The organism is Aureimonas sp. AU20 (assembly GCF_001442755.1).
Taxonomy (GTDB): Bacteria; Pseudomonadota; Alphaproteobacteria; order Rhizobiales; family Rhizobiaceae; genus Aureimonas.
The window spans coordinates 243,839-260,503 of sequence record NZ_CP006370.1 but is presented as its reverse complement, the minus strand read 5'-3'; the positions used below and the strand labels follow the sequence as shown (position 1 = coordinate 260,503).

At 66.5% G+C, this 16,665-nt stretch carries 15 protein-coding genes; 11 read left to right on the top strand and 4 right to left on the bottom strand.

What is annotated here, in order from left to right; genetic code table 11:
- Positions 1 to 280: 280 nt before the first annotated feature.
- Positions 281 to 778, top strand: a complete 498-nt coding sequence (locus M673_RS22190) for a GAF domain-containing protein (protein ID WP_061978901.1) — start codon at positions 281 to 283, stop codon at positions 776 to 778.
- 156 nt (positions 779 to 934) lie between these two features.
- Here the strand turns inward: M673_RS22190 and M673_RS22185 are convergent, their stop codons facing one another.
- A complete protein-coding gene (locus M673_RS22185) occupies positions 935 to 1,699 on the bottom strand; it encodes an SDR family oxidoreductase (RefSeq protein WP_061978900.1) in 765 nt (254 codons plus the stop codon).
- Between the two features lie 105 nt (positions 1,700 to 1,804).
- Between M673_RS22185 and M673_RS22180 the strand changes: the two genes are divergently transcribed.
- Together M673_RS22180 and modA are read left to right on the top strand one after the other, a co-directional pair.
- Positions 1,805 to 2,233: a winged helix-turn-helix transcriptional regulator gene (locus M673_RS22180; RefSeq protein WP_061978899.1), complete on the top strand. Its 429-nt coding sequence runs from the start codon at positions 1,805 to 1,807 to the stop codon at positions 2,231 to 2,233.
- Positions 2,234 to 2,466: 233 nt separating this feature from the next.
- A complete protein-coding gene (gene modA, locus M673_RS22175) occupies positions 2,467 to 3,264 on the top strand; it encodes a molybdate ABC transporter substrate-binding protein (RefSeq protein WP_061978898.1) in 798 nt (265 codons plus the stop codon).
- A gap of 1 nt (position 3,265) precedes the next feature.
- On the opposite strand, the gene M673_RS22170 is transcribed toward modA, so the two are convergent.
- Positions 3,266 to 3,604: a DUF779 domain-containing protein gene (locus M673_RS22170; RefSeq protein ID WP_061978976.1), complete on the bottom strand. Its 339-nt coding sequence runs from the start codon at positions 3,602 to 3,604 to the stop codon at positions 3,266 to 3,268.
- A gap of 67 nt (positions 3,605 to 3,671) precedes the next feature.
- Positions 3,672 to 5,192, bottom strand: coding sequence for an aldehyde dehydrogenase (adh, locus tag M673_RS22165; RefSeq protein WP_061978897.1), 1,521 nt, complete (start codon positions 5,190 to 5,192; stop codon positions 3,672 to 3,674).
- A gap of 293 nt (positions 5,193 to 5,485) precedes the next feature.
- Between adh and M673_RS22160 the strand changes: the two genes are divergently transcribed.
- Together M673_RS22160 and M673_RS22155 are read left to right on the top strand one after the other, a co-directional pair.
- A complete protein-coding gene (locus M673_RS22160) occupies positions 5,486 to 5,854 on the top strand; it encodes a winged helix-turn-helix domain-containing protein (RefSeq protein ID WP_061978975.1) in 369 nt (122 codons plus the stop codon).
- Positions 5,812 to 7,164 (top strand): DUF2325 domain-containing protein, encoded by a 1,353-nt coding sequence (locus M673_RS22155; protein ID WP_082640027.1) that lies wholly within the window; start codon positions 5,812 to 5,814, stop codon positions 7,162 to 7,164. The genes M673_RS22160 and M673_RS22155 overlap by 43 nt, the downstream gene beginning before the upstream one ends.
- A gap of 129 nt (positions 7,165 to 7,293) precedes the next feature.
- On the opposite strand, the gene M673_RS22150 is transcribed toward M673_RS22155, so the two are convergent.
- A complete protein-coding gene (locus M673_RS22150) occupies positions 7,294 to 7,989 on the bottom strand; it encodes a GntR family transcriptional regulator (RefSeq protein ID WP_061978895.1) in 696 nt (231 codons plus the stop codon).
- A 131-nt stretch (positions 7,990 to 8,120) separates the two neighbouring features.
- Between M673_RS22150 and M673_RS22145 the strand changes: the two genes are divergently transcribed.
- The 6 genes from M673_RS22145 (at position 8,121) to M673_RS22120 (ending at position 16,401) form a co-directional block, all read left to right on the top strand.
- Positions 8,121 to 10,058 carry an ABC transporter substrate-binding protein gene (locus M673_RS22145; protein ID WP_061978894.1) on the top strand — a complete coding sequence of 646 codons (1,938 nt, stop codon included), beginning with the start codon at positions 8,121 to 8,123 and terminating at the stop codon, positions 10,056 to 10,058.
- 69 nt (positions 10,059 to 10,127) lie between these two features.
- Entirely contained in the window at positions 10,128 to 11,114 is a 987-nt protein-coding gene (locus tag M673_RS22140) for an ABC transporter permease (RefSeq protein WP_061978893.1), read from the top strand.
- Positions 11,111 to 12,274, top strand: a complete 1,164-nt coding sequence (locus tag M673_RS22135; RefSeq protein WP_061978892.1) for an ABC transporter permease — start codon at positions 11,111 to 11,113, stop codon at positions 12,272 to 12,274. Before M673_RS22140 ends, M673_RS22135 begins: the two co-directional genes overlap by 4 nt.
- Complete coding sequence (locus M673_RS22130) at positions 12,271 to 13,986, top strand: ABC transporter ATP-binding protein (protein WP_061978891.1); 1,716 nt, start codon at positions 12,271 to 12,273, stop codon at positions 13,984 to 13,986. Before M673_RS22135 ends, M673_RS22130 begins: the two co-directional genes overlap by 4 nt.
- Before the next feature lie 13 nt (positions 13,987 to 13,999).
- A complete protein-coding gene (gene manD, locus M673_RS22125) occupies positions 14,000 to 15,208 on the top strand; it encodes a D-mannonate dehydratase ManD (RefSeq protein ID WP_061978890.1) in 1,209 nt (402 codons plus the stop codon).
- 38 nt (positions 15,209 to 15,246) lie between these two features.
- Positions 15,247 to 16,401 (top strand): mandelate racemase/muconate lactonizing enzyme family protein, encoded by a 1,155-nt coding sequence (locus M673_RS22120; protein WP_061978889.1) that lies wholly within the window; start codon positions 15,247 to 15,249, stop codon positions 16,399 to 16,401.
- Positions 16,402 to 16,665: the final 264 nt, after the last annotated feature.

Sequence of the window (16,665 nt, the reverse complement as noted above, 5' to 3'; positions counted from 1 at the left end):
CGGGGCGCCGCGAATCTCCCGGCCTCCAACCACCATAGAGGTTTGGCGCATCGGCTATATCCCGGAGAATACAGCGACTGGCCGACGGATTCCAACAGCTCGAAAGGTGTCATATTCCCGGGCGCTTGCGCTTTGCGTCGGCATGGATAGGCGGTTTGTTGACATGGCCAGCCTTAAGCGCGAGAGGGCGAAGGCCTGAGCCGGAGCGGCACCCGCGCCCAACCTTCCCTCAGGAGCGTGCCAGGCCGCGTGCCGCGCATTCGTTCGGAGGATCGAGACCATGTTCGTGACGAGCCCAGCCGAAGAGCACGCAACGAAGCCTGAGCTTTACGAGGCTTTGGCGGGACAGTTCGCGGCCCTCATCGCCGGCGAACGGGACGGTATCGCCAATGCGGCCAATCTCTCGGCTCTCCTGTTCACATCGCTACCTCACCTGAACTGGGCGGGCTTCTACTTTCTCCGGGCGAACTCCGAACTCGTGCTCGGCCCCTTCCAGGGCAAGCCCGCCTGCGTGCGCATTCCGGTCGGCCGGGGCGTGTGCGGGACCGCCGTCGAACGGGCCGCGACGGTTCTCGTGGACGATGTCCATGCCTTTCCCGGTCACATCGCCTGCGACGCCGCCTCCCGTTCGGAGCTCGTGGTTCCGCTGCTTCGGGAGGGGCGGGTGGTCGGCGTCCTCGATCTCGACAGTCCCATTCCCTCGCGCTTCGACGGGGAAGACCGGGAGGGCATCGAGAGGCTCGCCGCGATCTACGCAGAGGGCAGCGACCCGGTCTGACGAGCCCCTCGCAACCCGAACGATCTGGCGGCTTGAGCGGGGGCGCGATCCTCGCATCGTTCGGCTTCCTGCCGGCCTGACGCGGGTTTTCCGCGCCCGTGAGGCGCGACCGGAGGCGACGGATCGCAGGCTCCGGTCACGCGATGGTTCGGTGCGTCAGCCCTCGTGCGCCTTGGCGGCCATCTCGTTCAGCGTGCGCAGCGTGTCGTCGAAGCGCCCTTCGGCTTCCGCGCGGCGCAGGAACCCGACCCGCTCCACCAGGATCTCCCGCGGCGTCGGCTCGCTCGCGAAGAGCGCCATGACCTCGTCGATGAAGGCCTCGAGCGGCAGGTAGCCGGGGCGGCTTTCCTGGCCTGGGGTGAGACCGGTCTGCACGGCGGGCGGCGCGAGCTCGATGACCTCGACCCGCCCCTTCAACACCTCGCGCATCGACACGGTGTAGGAGTGCATGGCCGCCTTGGTGGCGTTGTAGGTGGGCGTCGTGACCAGCGGCACGAAGGCCAGCCCCGAGGTCACGTTGACGATGGCGGCATCGGGCCGAGCGACGAGGTGGTCGATCAGGGCGTTCGTCAGGCGGATCGGCCCGAGGAGGTTGGTGGTCACCGTCGCTTCCGCGTCCGTGAGATCGCGGCTCTGGTCCAAAGCCTCGAAGCGCATGATGCCGGCATTGTTGACGATGACGTTGAGGGCGGGGTGGGCGGCGAGCAGCCGCTCGGCGAAGTCGGCCACTCCCGCCGCGCTTTCGATGTCGAGGGTGATGGCGTGCATGTCGGCGCGCCCTTCGCAGGCGCGCTCCAGCGCCTCCTTTCGGCGTCCGGCCACGATCACGGTGTTGCCGTTGTCGTGGAAGCGCTGGGCCAGCGCTTCGCCGATGCCGGAACCGCCGCCGGTGACGAGAATGGTGTTGCCGGTCTGCTTCATGGGAAAGCTCCTGCCTGGGTTCGATGCGCTCTTATCTGTCGATCCACGATGCGATAGGAAGAAGGCACCGAAAATATCCATACGCACCTTTCGGAGAGTGACGCGATGTCCAGCCTTCCCTTCGACGACGCCACGGTCCGCAGGGCGCGGGCCATCGCCCAGACCAAGCCGCCGGCCGACAGCGACCCCAGGGTGGAAGCGCTGGTCAACGATCTGATCGGGCGTGTGGCCGACAAATGGACCATGATCGTGCTCGAGGTCCTGAGCGAGCACGAGGAGCTGCGCTTCACCCAGCTTTCGCGCCATGTCGCGGGCATCAGTCAGAAGATGCTGACGCAGACGCTGCGGCAGATGGAGCGCGACGGGATGGTGACGCGAACTGTCCATGCCGTGGTGCCGCCGCGCGTCGACTACAAGCTCACCGAACTCGGCCTCAGTCTTGGCGCGGCCTTCTGCGGCGTCTGGATCTGGGCGGAGGAAAATCTCGGCCGGGTCGAGACGGCCCGGGAGACATTCGATCGCACCTGCCGGTAGACGGCTCCTCGCGAAAGCCGGCGCCCTCCACGGCGATCGGGCTCGCAATCGGGAAGCGGCGCGGCGTCGAGGCCGGGCGCGATCGGCGTCCCGCCACCCCGCCGGGCAGGGTCGCGATCGATCTCCCGATCAGGTTTTGGGCGCACGAGATCGCGGCGCGACAAACCACGCTTCCCCTCGGCGGCAAGACCGTTATATCTGGCTGGCCATATCGCTCTGATCGGGAGACAACCATGCCCAGCCGTAGATCCTTCCTCGCCCTGCTTACGGGCGCGACCGCATGCCTCGGACTTGCGTTCCTGCCGGGGCAACCGGCCCATGCGCAGGACAAGGCGCCCGTGGTCTTCGCCGCGGCAAGCCTGAAGAACGCGCTCGACGAGATCAACACGGCCTGGACGGCGGAGACGGGCAAGTCCGTCACGATCTCCTATGCGGCAAGCTCGGCGCTTGCCAAGCAGATCGAAAGCGGCGCCCCGGCCGACCTGTTCGTCTCGGCCGACCTCGACTGGATGAACTATCTCGAGGGCAAGAAACTGATCAAAACCGATACGCGGGAGACGCTTCTCGGAAACGACATCGTCCTGATCGCGCCCAAGGACGCCGCGACCACGACGGAGATCCGTGAAGGCTTTCCGCTGAAGGACCTTCTCGCCGGGGGCAAGCTTGCCATGGGCAGCGTCGCGAGCGTTCCCGCCGGCAAGTATGGAAAGGCGGCGTTGGAAAAGCTCGGCGTCTGGGACAGCGTCAAGGGCAACGTGGCGGAAGCCGAGAACGTCCGCGCCGCGCTGGTTCTGGTTGCCCGGGGCGAGGCGCCGCTCGGCATCGTCTACAAGACCGACGCGGCGTCCGACCCGTCCGTCAAGATCGTCGGCACGTTCCCGCAGGACAGCCACCCGCCGATCCTCTACCCCGTCGCCCAGACGGCGGACGCCACCCATGCCGACGCTGCGACGTTCCAGACCTATCTGCGCTCCGCCAAGGCGAAGGCCGCCTTCGAGAAGCAGGGCTTCAACGTGGTGAGCGCGCAGTAAGCTATTGCGGGGCGGCGCAGACCGTGGAGCGGGTCAGGAAACGCCGCTCCCGGCCATTGTCGAGCGAGAACATGCCGCCTCGTCCCGGCACCACGTCGAGGATGAGATCGGTGTGCTTCCACACCTCGAACTGCGCCCCGCCGATATAGACGGGCGTGTCGTCGGCAAGTCGGCCCAAGAGAACGTCGCCATCGCCGATACGGAACTCGCCCCTGGGATAGCACATGGGCGAGGACCCGTCGCAGCACCCACCGGACTGGTGAAACAGCACCGGGCCGTGGTCCGCGACGATCTCGGCCAGGAACGCCATGGCCTCCGGCGTGGCCGTGACCTTGTCCATGATGACCTCCGTGAAAGCGGGCAAGGCGGCGGGAGAAAGACCCCCGCCGCCCTTCGCGGCCTTTTGCTCAGAAGAAGCCTAGCTTCTTGGGCGAGTAGCTGACCAGCATGTTCTTGGTCTGCTGGTAGTGATCCAGCATCATCTTGTGCGTTTCGCGCCCGATGCCGGACTGCTTGTAGCCGCCGAAGGCGGCATGCGCGGGATAGGCGTGGTAGCAGTTCGTCCAGACGCGGCCCGCCTGGATGGCGCGGCCGAAGCGGTAGGCCCGCGTGCCGTTCCGGGTCCAGACGCCGGCGCCCAGGCCGTAAAGCGTGTCGTTGGCGATGGCGAGCGCGTCGGCATCGTCCTTGAACTTTGCGACCGACACAACCGGGCCGAAGATTTCCTCCTGGAAGACGCGCATCTTGTTGTGGCCGGCGAAGATCGTCGGCTCGATATAGAAGCCCTGTGAGAGCTCGCCGCCGAGGTCTGCTCGCTTGCCGCCCGTCAGCACCTGCGCCCCTTCCTGCCGCCCGATGTCGAGATAGGAGAGGATCTTCTCCATCTGCTCGTTGGAGGCCTGAGCGCCGATCATGGTCGTCGGGTCGAGCGGGTGGCCCTGCTTGATCGCCTTCACGCGGGCGACCGCCTTCTCCATGAAGCGATCGTAGATCGACTCGTGCACCAGGGCCCGGCTGGGGCAGGTGCAGACCTCGCCCTGGTTCAGCGCGAACATGGCGAAGCCTTCCAGCGCCTTGTCGAGAAAGTCGTCGTCCTCGTCCATCACGTCGGCGAAGAAGATGTTGGGCGACTTGCCGCCGAGTTCCAGCGTGACGGGAATGAGGTTCTCGGAGGCGTATTGCATGATGAGCCGGCCGGTCGTCGTCTCGCCGGTGAAGGCGATCTTGGCGATGCGCTTGGACTGCGCCAGCGGCTTGCCGGCCTCCAGGCCGAAGCCGTTGACGATGTTGAGGACGCCCTCGGGCAGGATGTCGGCGATCAGCTCGGCGAAGACGAGGATCGAGAGCGGCGTCTGCTCGGCGGGTTTCAGCACCACGCAATTGCCGGCGGCGAGCGCCGGGGCGAGCTTCCAGACCGCCATCAGCAACGGAAAGTTCCAGGGAATGATCTGGCCGACGACGCCGAGCGGCTCGTGGAAATGGTAGGCGACCGTGTCCTCGTCGATCTCGGAGATCGAGCCTTCCTGGGCGCGCAGGCAGCCGGCGAAGTAGCGGAAATGGTCGACCGCGAGCGGCAGGTCGGCGTGGGTGGTCTCGCGGATCGGCTTGCCGTTGTCGAGCGTCTCGACCATGGCGAGGAGATCGAGATTCTCCTCCAGCCGTTCGGCGACGCGGTTGAGCAGCTTGGCGCGCTCGGCGGGCGCCGTCTTGCCCCATCCCTCGCGCGCCTTGTGGGCCGCGTCCAGGGCAAGCTCGACATCCGCCGCCGACGAACGGGCGACATGGCAGAGCGTCTGGCCCGTGACCGGGCTCGGATTGTCGAAATAGCGCCCGTCCGTCGGCGCGACCCATTGTCCGCCGATGAAGTTGTCGTAGCGATCGCGGATCAGGACCTTCTTGGAAACCTGGTCGATGGCTTGCTGGTACATGGGTTCCTCCCGGTGGCATCATGGCCGGCGGCCGTGTTGTTTCGCCGATCCGGGCGCGCTCCCACGTCGCCCGAGGCGGTGCGGAGGGGGCGCCGATCGACCGCCGGACACGACCCGCCGTCCGATCCCTGCCGGACGAAGCCCTCGCACGGCGGCAACCTGCGCCCGATTGGAGGCGCCGTCAACGTTATGTCCGCTCGAATATAACGGTTCTAAATTGTGGGCGCCCGAGCCTTGACCCATGGGGGCCGGCGAACGACTTTGGCCTGATGCCCAGCGGTCGGACCGGCGCCATGACTTCGAGAATTACTCTGCGGTTCGACCTCGGATCGCAAGGCCGGATCGGCCACGGCAAGATCGCTCTCCTCGAGGCGATCGGCACCACGGGCTCCATCTCCGCGGCAGGGCGGGAATACGGCATGTCCTATCGGCGGGCATGGCTGCTGGTCGAGGAAATGAACGGGATGTTCGACCAGCCCGTGGTGGAAACCCGAAACGGCGGCCTGAAGGGCGGCGGCGCCGAGTTGACGGCGCGGGGCCAGCATCTCGTCCGCGTTTATCGGGAGACCGAGGAACTGGTGGCCAAACAGGCGCGGTCCTCGCTGCGCGAACTCGAGCGATGGCTCGCCCCCGCCACGGACGCCGAGACGCCCACGACATAAACGGACCGGCACCGCGCCGCAGGGCGGTTGCCGCGCCGGTTCTTCCGTTATATCCGTATGGACATAACGAGAGGGTCGAGCCCATGTCCATCCTCCTGCGCCAGCTGCCGCCCGCGGTTCGGTTCGAGCCGAGCCCGGTTTCGTTCGAGCCTGCGGCGGAAGGGCCTGCGCCAAGGGCGAGGCGGAAGGACAGGGACCGGATCTGGGATCTGTCCACGAACCTTCACTGCTCCATCGTCGGCACCTGCCTCACGACGGGGGAGCTCAGGCAACTTCTGGCCAAGCTGGGGGACACCAACACGAGGACGGCGAGCAGCCACGCGATCCACCATCGCGCCGTCCAGGCCGCGAGCCTCGGAGACCTCGCGGGCAAGCTTCTGAACAAGCTTCTCGACCGCAAGCACGAAACCTTCGTGCGCCGGTTCAACAAGGCGACGACGCGCGACGAGGTGGCCGGCCTGTGGCGTGCGGCGCTGGAGGCCGGCGATATCCCCGGCGCCTACTGGGCGACGCTGACCCATCCGATGACCGACGACCTCCTGGTTCGGGAAGCGTTCGGCGAGGTGCACATGCTCTCGCATCTCGTCGGCACGTCCAATCGCCTCGACCTGGCCCGCCTGCGGCGCCTGGAGGAAACGCTGGCGGAGCGCGAGGACACCATCGCCCGGCAGCAGGCGCGGCTTCAGGAGAAGGTCGCCGAGATCGAGCGGCGGGACCACCGGATCGGCGAACTCGAAGCGCTGACGAAGGTTTTGCCGACCGAGCCCGCAAAGCCTGCTCCGGACGAGCGCAACCGGCTCGATTTGCTCCGGCGCGCGGATGTGGCGGAAGAACGGTGCGCGCGCTTGGAGACGGAGCTTGCGGCAGCGCAGGCGGCGCAGACGCGAACGGAGCGCGCCCTTTCCGCCGCCGAGACCCGGGAGGCCGAACTCAAGCGGGAATTGGCGCAATTGGACGAGGTGCTGGCCGGGCCGGGCGAGGAGGCCGAGGCGATCGACTTCCGCGGCGCGACGTTTCTTTATGTCGGCGGCCGTCCGGGTCAGGTCGAAAGGTTGCGCGACCTGATCCGGACCAAAGGCGGGGAGCTCCTGACCCATGACGGCGGCGTCGAGAACAACCACAGCCTCCTGCCGGGGCTCGTGGCGCGCGCCGACGCGGTCTTCTTCCCGGTCGACTGCGTCAGCCACGGCGCGGTCAACACGGCCAAGCGGCATTGCCGCGAGATGCGCAAGCCCTTCGTGCCCGTGCGCCACGCCAGCCTCGCGAGCTTCCTCTCGGCCGCCATCCAGCATCTCGAAGCGACGCACTGAATCGACACGTTCGATCGCGATCGGCCGCTCGAATGCCTTGAGCGACGGTGGGTCGGCTCGGTTTGAACGGCCGCGCCAGCTCGGCGATCGTCGCTTCGCAACGGTCTCGCCGCTCGCTGCCCTCGTGCCTTAGCGCTCCGAACGCATGAGATCGATGATGTAGCGACCTGACCCGCGCACATGCGTCTCGATCGCAGCCACCGCACCGACCGCGTCCTGTTCCTTGAGGCAGCGAATAAGCTCGCGATGCTCCACCTGCCGGGCCGCGTAGCGAGATCGTCCGATCGTCAAGCCTCGGCTGATCGTGCCGAGCGTCTTTCGATAGCGGTGCCAGAGCTCCACCGCGTTTCGATTGTAGTGCCGATCGTAGACGGCACGGTGGAATTGCTCGTCGAGTTGGTCGTACCGGTCGTGTCGCTCCACGCCGAGCGCCTCGATCTCGTCCTGAATGGCCTCCATGCGAAGAATGTCGGCGTCGGTCGCGTAATCGGCGAACCAGCGGACGAGATAGGGTTCGATCAGGACGTTGATCTCGTACATGTCCCGCACGAAGCTTTCGTCGATCGGGCGGACGCGGGCGCCCCGGTTCGGCTCGATCACCACGAAGCCCTCGCCGCGAAGCTGCTGAAGCGCCTCGCGCACCGGATTGGTGCTGGTGCCGTATCGCTTGGCGAGATCGGTCACCTTCAGACGCGCGCCCGCCGGAACATGCCCTGCCAGGATATCGTCCAGCAATCGGTCGTAGACGCGCCCGGCGGCCGCCGGCACCAGTGCGTCGACTTCGGCATTGGGCAGCGATCGAGCGAAGAGAAGTTCGGTTGCCATACTTTTTTCACACATTCGATTTGACAGATAATGTACGATCTGAGCGTTATGATGGCAAATCTGCTGGTGAGGGCGGGTCGGAAAATAAGCGGGGACACTGCGGAAAGCGGGCTCCGACGGGAGGAAAATCAATGGCATCCGCTGTCCGGCAACGCTTGGCATGGAAACTGACGCTCGGTGCGGCGATCGCCCTGTCATGGGGGGTGGCCGGGGCCGCCGAGTTTCGTCAGGCGCCTATGCTCGACGCCAAGGTCTCCGACGGCAGCCTGCCGGCGGTCGCCGAGCGTCTTCCCGCGACACCCTTCGTCGAGACGTTGATCGACGGGCCGGGTCGCTACGGCGGCAACCTTCGCACCACGATTCTGGGCGGCGGCGACCAGTACAACATCACCCGCACCATCGCGAACGAGACGCTGGTCCGCTGGACGCCCGACTGGACCAAGGTCGTGCCCTCGATCGCCGAGACCGTCGAGGCCTCGCCCGACGCCAAGACCTTCACCTTCAAGCTGCGCAAGGGAATGCGCTGGTCGGACGGCGCGCCCTTCACGGCCGACGACATCCTGTTCTGGTACGAGGACGTCTTCTCGAACCCCGCGCTGACACCGTCGAAGAACCCGACCTTCACGGTGGCGGGGAAGCCCGTCGTTGTGGAGAAGGTCGACGACGCGACCGTGGTGTTCCGCTTCGAGAGCCCTTACGGCCTGTTTCTTCAGCAACTGGCCTACGGTCAGGGGCACGCCCCGATCATCTACCCCAAGCACTACCTCTCGCAGTTCCACGAGAAGTACAACAAGGACGGCATTCCGGCGCTGCTTGCCAAGAACCCCTCGGTGGGCGATTGGGTCTCGCTCTTCAATTCCAAGGTCTCGCCGAACTTCCAGCCCGTCTACTGGCAGAATCTCGAGCTGCCGACCTTGAACCCCTGGGTTCTGACGGTGCCCTATGCCGACCAGGATCGCGTCGTGGCGAGCCGCAATCCCTACTACTGGAAGGTCGATCCGGCCGGAAACCAGCTGCCCTATCTCGATACCATCACCTGGGCCAAGCTCGACGACGTGCAGCTCATGCTGCTGCGCGCGACCAGCGGCGAGCTCGACTATGCCTTCCGGCACATCAACAACTCGACCTACAAGTCCGTTCTCTACGACAGTCAGGAGCAGGGGCACTACCGGCTGATGGACGTCGCCGATCTGCCGGCCAACGACGCCACGCTCCTCCTGAACCTCAACGTTCAGGACCCCATCAAGAACGCGCTCTTCAACAACAAGGACTTCCGCATCGCGCTCAGCCACGCGATCAACCGGCAGGACATTATCGATCTCGTTTATGTCGGCCAGGGCGCGCCCGCCCAGGTCGGGCCTCTGCCCGAGCACGAGCTCTACAACGAGCGTCTGGCGAACCAGTATGTCGAGTTCGACCCCGAGCAGTCCAAGGCGATCCTCGACCGGATCGGTCTCGACAAGAAGGACGCGCAGGGCTTCCGCCTCGGACCGGACGGCAAGCGCTTCACGATCACCTTCATGGTCGCCGACGTCTTCGGCCTGTCCTATCCCGACATCATGCAGATGGTGCAGCGATACGCCGCCGACGTCGGTCTGGACATCCAGATCCGCACCACGGACCGGGCGCGCCTCAACTCCATGTGGTACGCCAACGAGCAGGACGCCTATATCTGGAACTGTGTGGGCGGGCGCGCCGAAGCCTATACGGACGTGCGCTGCTACATGCCCTTCCAGAAGGCCGACATCTTCTTCGCCTCGAAATGGGCCGATTGGTACGCGGACCACTCGAAGGGCGAGGAGCCGCCGGCAGCGGTGAAGGAGCACATGGCGCTCTACGACAAGGTCAACGAGGCGGTGACCGACGAGACGCGGCTCGCGGCCATGAAGGTCTATCTGGAAAAGGCGGCCGACAATTTCTACACGATCGGCATCTCGCGCCCGATGCCGAAATACGCGCTGATCAACCGCGACATCAAGAACGTCTTCGAGCCGATCCCGATCACCGGCAATCTCTGGCACCCCGCCCCGACGCTGACCCAGTGGTATTTCGACCGGCCGGCGCCCTGACGCGGTAGCCGCCAGCGCGGCCGGCTGAGAGCCGGCCGCCCCTTCTCGAACATCGGCAAGGAGACCGGGATGCTCAGGTTCATCCTGCGACGCGTCGCGTACATGGTTCCCACCTTGTTCGCGGTCTCGATCGTGGCCTTCGTCATCATCCAGCTGCCGCCCGGCGACTACCTCACCACGCTCATGGCCGACTGGGCGAGCGGCGGCGGGGCGGTGGAGATGGGCACGGTGGAGGTGCTGCGTCAGCGCTACGGCCTCGATCAGCCGGTCTGGATCCAGTATTTCTACTGGATCTCCGGCATCGTGACGCGCGGCGACTTCGGCATTTCCTTCGAGCTGAACCGTCCCGTCACCGACGTCATCTGGGGACGGCTCGGCTACACGTTCCTCATCTCCTTCTGCACGCTCCTGTTCATCTGGGCCTTGGCGTTGCCGATCGGCATCTACTCGGCCGTGCGCCAGTATTCGATCGGCGACTACGTCGCGACCTTCCTGGGCTTCCTGGGCTTGGCGATCCCGAACTTCCTTCTGGCCCTCGTCCTGATGTACGTGACGGTGAGCTATTTCGGCGCGAGCGTCGGTGGCCTCTTCTCACCTGCGATGGTGGACGCGCCGTGGGGGCTCGCGAAGTTCGCCGACTTCCTCGCCCATGTCTGGCTGCCGATCCTCGTCGTCGGCACCGCGGGCCTCGCCTCGCTGATCCGCATCATGCGGGCGAACCTTCTGGACGAACTCCACAAGCCCTACGTCACGACGGCGCGGGCCAAGGGCGTTTCGGAGTTTCGCCTTCTCCTCAAATATCCCGTGCGCGTCGCGCTGAACCCGCTGATCTCCACGCTCGGTTGGATCCTGCCGGCCCTCGTCTCGGGCGAGATCATCGTCTCGGTGGTTCTCAGCCTGCCCACCACCGGCCCGATGCTCCTGCGCGCGCTGCTCGCCCAGGACATGTACCTCGCCGGCTCGATCATCCTCATGGTGAGCGTCCTGACGCTCGTCGGGACGCTCGTGTCCGACATCCTGCTCGCCATCGCCGATCCGAGGATCCGCTTCCAATGAGCGACATCGCGACAACCATCGGTCAGCCCCTCGACCCGCAGCCCTCGCCGCTCGAAACGGGCAGGCGCGACCTCGCCGTCGCGGGGCAGTGGACGCTGTTCTGGCTGAAGTTCCGCCGGCACAAGCTCGCCGTCGTCAGTCTCGTTGTGGTCATCCTCCTCTATCTCGTGGCGCTCTTTGCCGACTTCATCGCGCCCTTCGACCCCAACGCCGCCAACGCGCGCTACACCTACGCGCCGCCGCAGGGCATCGCCTTCTTCCTGTCGGAAGGGGAGGGGACCCGCTTCGCTCCGCACGCGGCGGGCCTCAAGATGGAGCTCGACCGCGTCGCCATGCGCCGCGTCTTCCAGACCGACCCGGAGAACCCCGTGCGCCTCGGCTTCTTCGTGCCGTCCGCGCCCTACAAGCTCGCCGGGCTCATCCCGATGGAGCGCAAGCTCATCGGCTCGGTGGAGCCTGGAAAGCCGTTCTATCTTCTGGGCGCCGACCGGCTCGGGCGCGACATCTTCAGCCGCGTCGTCTACGGCGCTCGAATCTCGCTGTCGATCGGCCTCGTGGGCGTCGCCATGAGCCTCGTGCTCGGCGTCGTGCTCGGCGGCATCTCGGGCTACTACGGCGGCGCCGTCGACACGGCGATCCAGCGCGTGATCGAGTTCCTACGCTCCGTGCCGACCATCCCTCTCTGGATGGGGCTTGCGGCGGCCGTGCCGCTGAGTTGGCCGCCGGTGCGCACCTACTTCATGATCACGCTGATCATCTCGCTGATCGGCTGGACGAGCCTGGCGCGCGAGGTCCGGGGCCGCTTCCTGAGCCTTCGCACCGAGGATTTCGTCCTGGCGGCGCGGCTCGACGGGGCGTCCGAGGCGCGGATCATCCTGCGCCATATGGTGCCGTCCTTCGCCAGTCACATCATCTCGGTGATGACGCTCGCCATCCCGACCATGATCCTCGCCGAGACCTCGCTGTCCTTCCTCGGCATCGGCCTCCAGTCGCCGATCGTCTCCTGGGGCGTGCTCCTGCAGGAAGCGCAGAACATTCGCGCCGTCGCCCAGGCCCCCTGGCTGCTCTTCGTTCCCGGCGGCGCGGTGGTGATCGCGGTGCTTTCCCTCAACTTCCTGGGAGACGGGTTGCGCGACGCCGCCGACCCCTACAGCCGATGACCGAGACCCTTGCCACGATCGAGGCCGCCGAGATTCCCGAGCTGGTTCTCGAGGTGCGCGACCTCCGGACCCATTTCGAGAACCGGACCGGCGTCCTCAAGGCGGTGGACGGCGTCAGCTTCGACGTGCGTCGGGGCCGGACGCTGGCGGTGGTCGGCGAGTCCGGCTCGGGCAAGAGCGTGACCGCGCGCTCGATCCTCCAGATCGTCGATCGGCCGGGGCGCATCGTCGGCGGCTCCGTGCTGCTCCATCGCCAGGATGGCTCGAGCGTCGATCTCGCCAAGCTCGACCCGCGCGGACGCGAGATCCGCGCCGTGCGGGGCCGGGAGATCGCCATGATCTTCCAGGAACCGATGAGCTCGCTCTCGCCGGTCCATACGATCGGCAACCAGATCGAGGAGGCGCTCTCGGTTCATCTGGAGCTGACGCGGGCGGAGGCGCGGCGCCGGGCGGTCGATCTTCTTTCCCAGGTCGAGATTCCCAACGCCTCGGCGGCGGCCGACCGCTACACGTTCGAGTTCTCCGGCGGCATGCGCCAGCGCGCCATGATCGCCATGGCGCTGGCCTGCAACCCGTCGATGCTGATCGCCGACGAGCCGACCACCGCGCTCGACGTGACGACGCAGGCCGAGATCCTCGACCTCATCGCCAAGCTCCAGCGCGAGCACGGCATGGGCGTCCTGTTCATCACCCACGACATGGGCGTCGTGGCCGAGATCGCCGACGAGGTGGCGGTCATGCACCACGGCCAATTGGTCGAGACCGGGCCGACCGACCGCATCTTCCATGCACCGCAGGCCGAGTACACGCGCATGCTCATCAACTCGGCCCGCAAGCTCGAGCAGAAGGCCGAGATCCGCCTGAGCCGCCCGCCGAAGCCGGCGCCCACCGCGCCGCTGATCGATGTGCGCTCGCTCACCATGACCTTCGGCAAGGGAGCCTCGGCCCTGCGCGCCGTGGACGATGTTTCGCTGACCGTCGCACCGGGCGAGACTCTCGGCATCGTCGGGGAATCGGGGTCGGGCAAGACCACGATGGGGCGTTGCCTCCTGCGCGTCTACGAACCCTCCAGCGGCTCGATCGGCTATCGGCGCGCGGACGGCTCCTCGGTCGATCTCGCATCGGCGGACCGGCGCACGCTGCGCGATTGCCGGCGCGAGATCCGCATGATCTTTCAGGACCCGGTCTCCTCGCTCAATCCGCGCATGACGGTCGCCCAGATCGTCGGCGAACCGCTCTATGTGAATGGCATCGCCAAGGGGCGCGAGCTCGACGAGCGCGTCTGCGCGCTTCTCTCTCAGGTCGGGCTCGAGCCTGCCTGGCGCGAGCGATACCCGCATGCCTTTTCGGGCGGGCAGCGCCAGCGCATCGTCATCGCTCGCGCCATCGCGTTGAAGCCGCGCCTGATCGTCGCCGACGAGGCGACCGCCGCGCTCGACGTCTCGTTGCGCGCCCAGATGCTCGACCTCCTGATCCGCCTCCAGGACGAGCTCGATCTCTCCTACGTCTTCATCAGCCACGACATCGGCGTCATCCGCTACATGTGCGACCGCGTCGCCGTGATGTATCGGGGCCGCATCGTGGAGACCGGGCCGACCGACGAGGTCTGCGACAACCCGCGCCACGGCTACACGCAGGCGCTCCTCTCGGCCATTCCGCGGCCCGATCCGCGCGCTCGCCGCCTCCACACCCGCTTCCGCTACAACGCCTGAAAGAGACGTCCCCGTGAAGATCCAGGACATCAAGGTCATCGTGACCTGCCCGGGCCGCAACTTCGTCACCGTGAAGATCCTCACGGACGAGGGCGTTACGGGCATCGGCGACGCGACGCTGAACGGTCGGGAACTGGCCGTCGTCAGCTACCTCCAAGAGCATGTCGTACCCTGCCTCCTCGGGCGCGACCCCGCGCGCATCGAGGACATCTGGCAGTATCTCTATCGCGGGGCCTACTGGCGTCGCGGCCCCGTCACCATGGCGGCGATCGCGGGCATCGACACCGCGCTCTGGGACATCAAGGCCAAGGCGGCCGGCATGCCCCTCTACCAGCTTCTCGGCGGCGCCTCGCGCGAGCATGTCCTGTGCTACGGCCATGCCCAGGGCACCACGATCGAGGAGACGGTCGAGGCGGTCGGCCGCCGGAAGGAGGAAGGCTACCGGGCGATCCGCGCCCAGTCCGGCATTCCGGGTCTGCCGAACGTGTACGGTACGGGCGCCTTCTCCGTTTCGACGACGGCGGCGACTGACGCCTTGCCGCGTGAAGAGGCTTGGGACACCGCGAAGTATCTCGTCCATACGCCCAAGCTCTTCGCGGCGCTGCGCGACGCCCACGGCTTCGATCTGCATCTTCTTCACGATTCCCATCACCGCCTGACGCCGATCGAGGCGGCGCGCCTCGGCAAGGACCTCGAGCCGCACCGCCTGTTTTGGCTGGAGGATGCGGTCGCGGCCGAGCATCAGGAAGGCTTCCGCCTGATCCGACAGCATACGGTGACGCCGCTGGCGGTCGGCGAGGTGTTCAACACGATCTGGGACGCGCGCCTCCTGATCGAGGAGCAGCTCATCGACTATATCCGCACCACCGCCGTCCATGCCGGCGGCCCGACGGCCCTGCGCCGGATCATGGACTTCGCCGCGATCTACGGCGTTCGCACGGGTTGCCACGGCGCGATGGACATGTCGCCGGTGTGCCTCGGCGCCAATCTGCATCTCGACCTCTGGGCGCCGAACTTCGGCATCCAGGAATATTCCGGCTATACCGACGCCACGCACGAGGTCTTCCCGCACGCCTGGACCTACGAGTCCGGCCAGCTCCATCCCGGCGACCAGCCGGGCCACGGTGTCGAGATCGACGAGACGCTGGCCGCCCGGTACCCCTTTGAGCGCGCCTATCTCCCCGTGAACCGTCTTGCCGACGGCACACTCTGGCACTGGTAGCCCGCCACCTTCTCTTTTCCCATTTCGAGGATCCGTCCATGAAGATCGCCGCCGTGCGTCCGTTTCCCGTCTGGGTCGGCACGCGAAACCAGCTTCTCGTCAAGATCGAAACCGACGAAGGCCTCTTCGGCTGGGGTGAGTCCGGCCTGTCGAGCCGCGAAAAGGCGGTGGCGGGCGCGATCGAGCATTACGCGCAGTTTCTCGTCGGGCGCGACCCGATGCGGATCGGCGCGCTCTGGCAGGAGATGTATCGCTCGCAATATTTCGAAGGCGGGCGCGTCCTGACAGCCGCCATGTCGGCCATCGACATCGCGCTTCACGACATCAAGGGCAAGGCGCTGGGCGTCCCGGTCTACGATCTCCTGGGCGGCAAGCAGCGCGACCACGTGCCGACCTTCGCAACCACGGCCGCCGAGCCGGGCGAGGCGATGATCGATCAGGCGCGCCAGCTGATCGAGGCGGGATGGGACTGCATCCGCTTCATGTCGACGGGGCAGGAAAGCCCCGATCTCCTCGACCCGCGCCGCTCCCTCGCCGAGACCGCACGCTGGATGGTGCGGGCGCGCGAAGAGCTCGGCACGGATGTCTCGCTCGGCATCGACTATCATCACCGCCTCAGCGTCGCGGAAGCGGCCTCCTTCTGCCAGCGCATGCCCAAAGGCACGCTCGACTTTCTGGAAGAGCCGATCCGCGACGAGACGCCGACCGCCTATGAGGCCCTTCGCCGCTTGACCGACGTGCCCTTCGCGATCGGCGAGGAATTTTCCTCCAAGTGGCAGTTCCTGCCCTTCATCGAGCGCGACATCCACCAGTTCAACCGGATCGACGTCTGCAATGTCGGCGGGCTGACGGAGGCGATGAAGGTCGCCGGCTGGAGCGAGGCGCATTATGTCGATCTGATGCCGCACAACCCGCTCGGGCCCGTCTGCACGGCGGCGACCATTCATCTGGCGGCGGCCGTCCCGAACTTTGCCTGGCTGGAAACGCGGTCCTCGCCCGTCGAGCGGCATCTCGGCTTCGACTCCAGCGAAATCTTCCCCGTGCAACCTCGGCTTGAAGGCGCCGTCTATCCCGTTTCGGATGCACCGGGCCTTGGCATCGAGGTGGACGAGAAGGCGCTTACCCGCGAGCCTTTCCGCTTCTGGGAAGCTCCCCACCTGAAACGGCCGGACGGGTCCGTCACCAATTGGTGACGGCTCGCCGTTGGCTTTCGCATCCGCAAGCGCGCCCCGATCTTCACCAGCGCGCGATCGGCACGGCCCGCTCGCGCGTCGGTGCCACCGCCCGGCGGCCAGTAGGGTTTTTCGTCGGGGACGAGGAGCGAAGCTTCAGCGATGCCGGCGGCAGGGCGAAGCATTCGAGACGAAGTCCACGGCGGAAAGATCAGGGCCAGCCGACCTCGTGGTGTTTTGTCAGCTGCTCTTAGCTCTCGGATGGGCGACCAGACGCCATGGCCG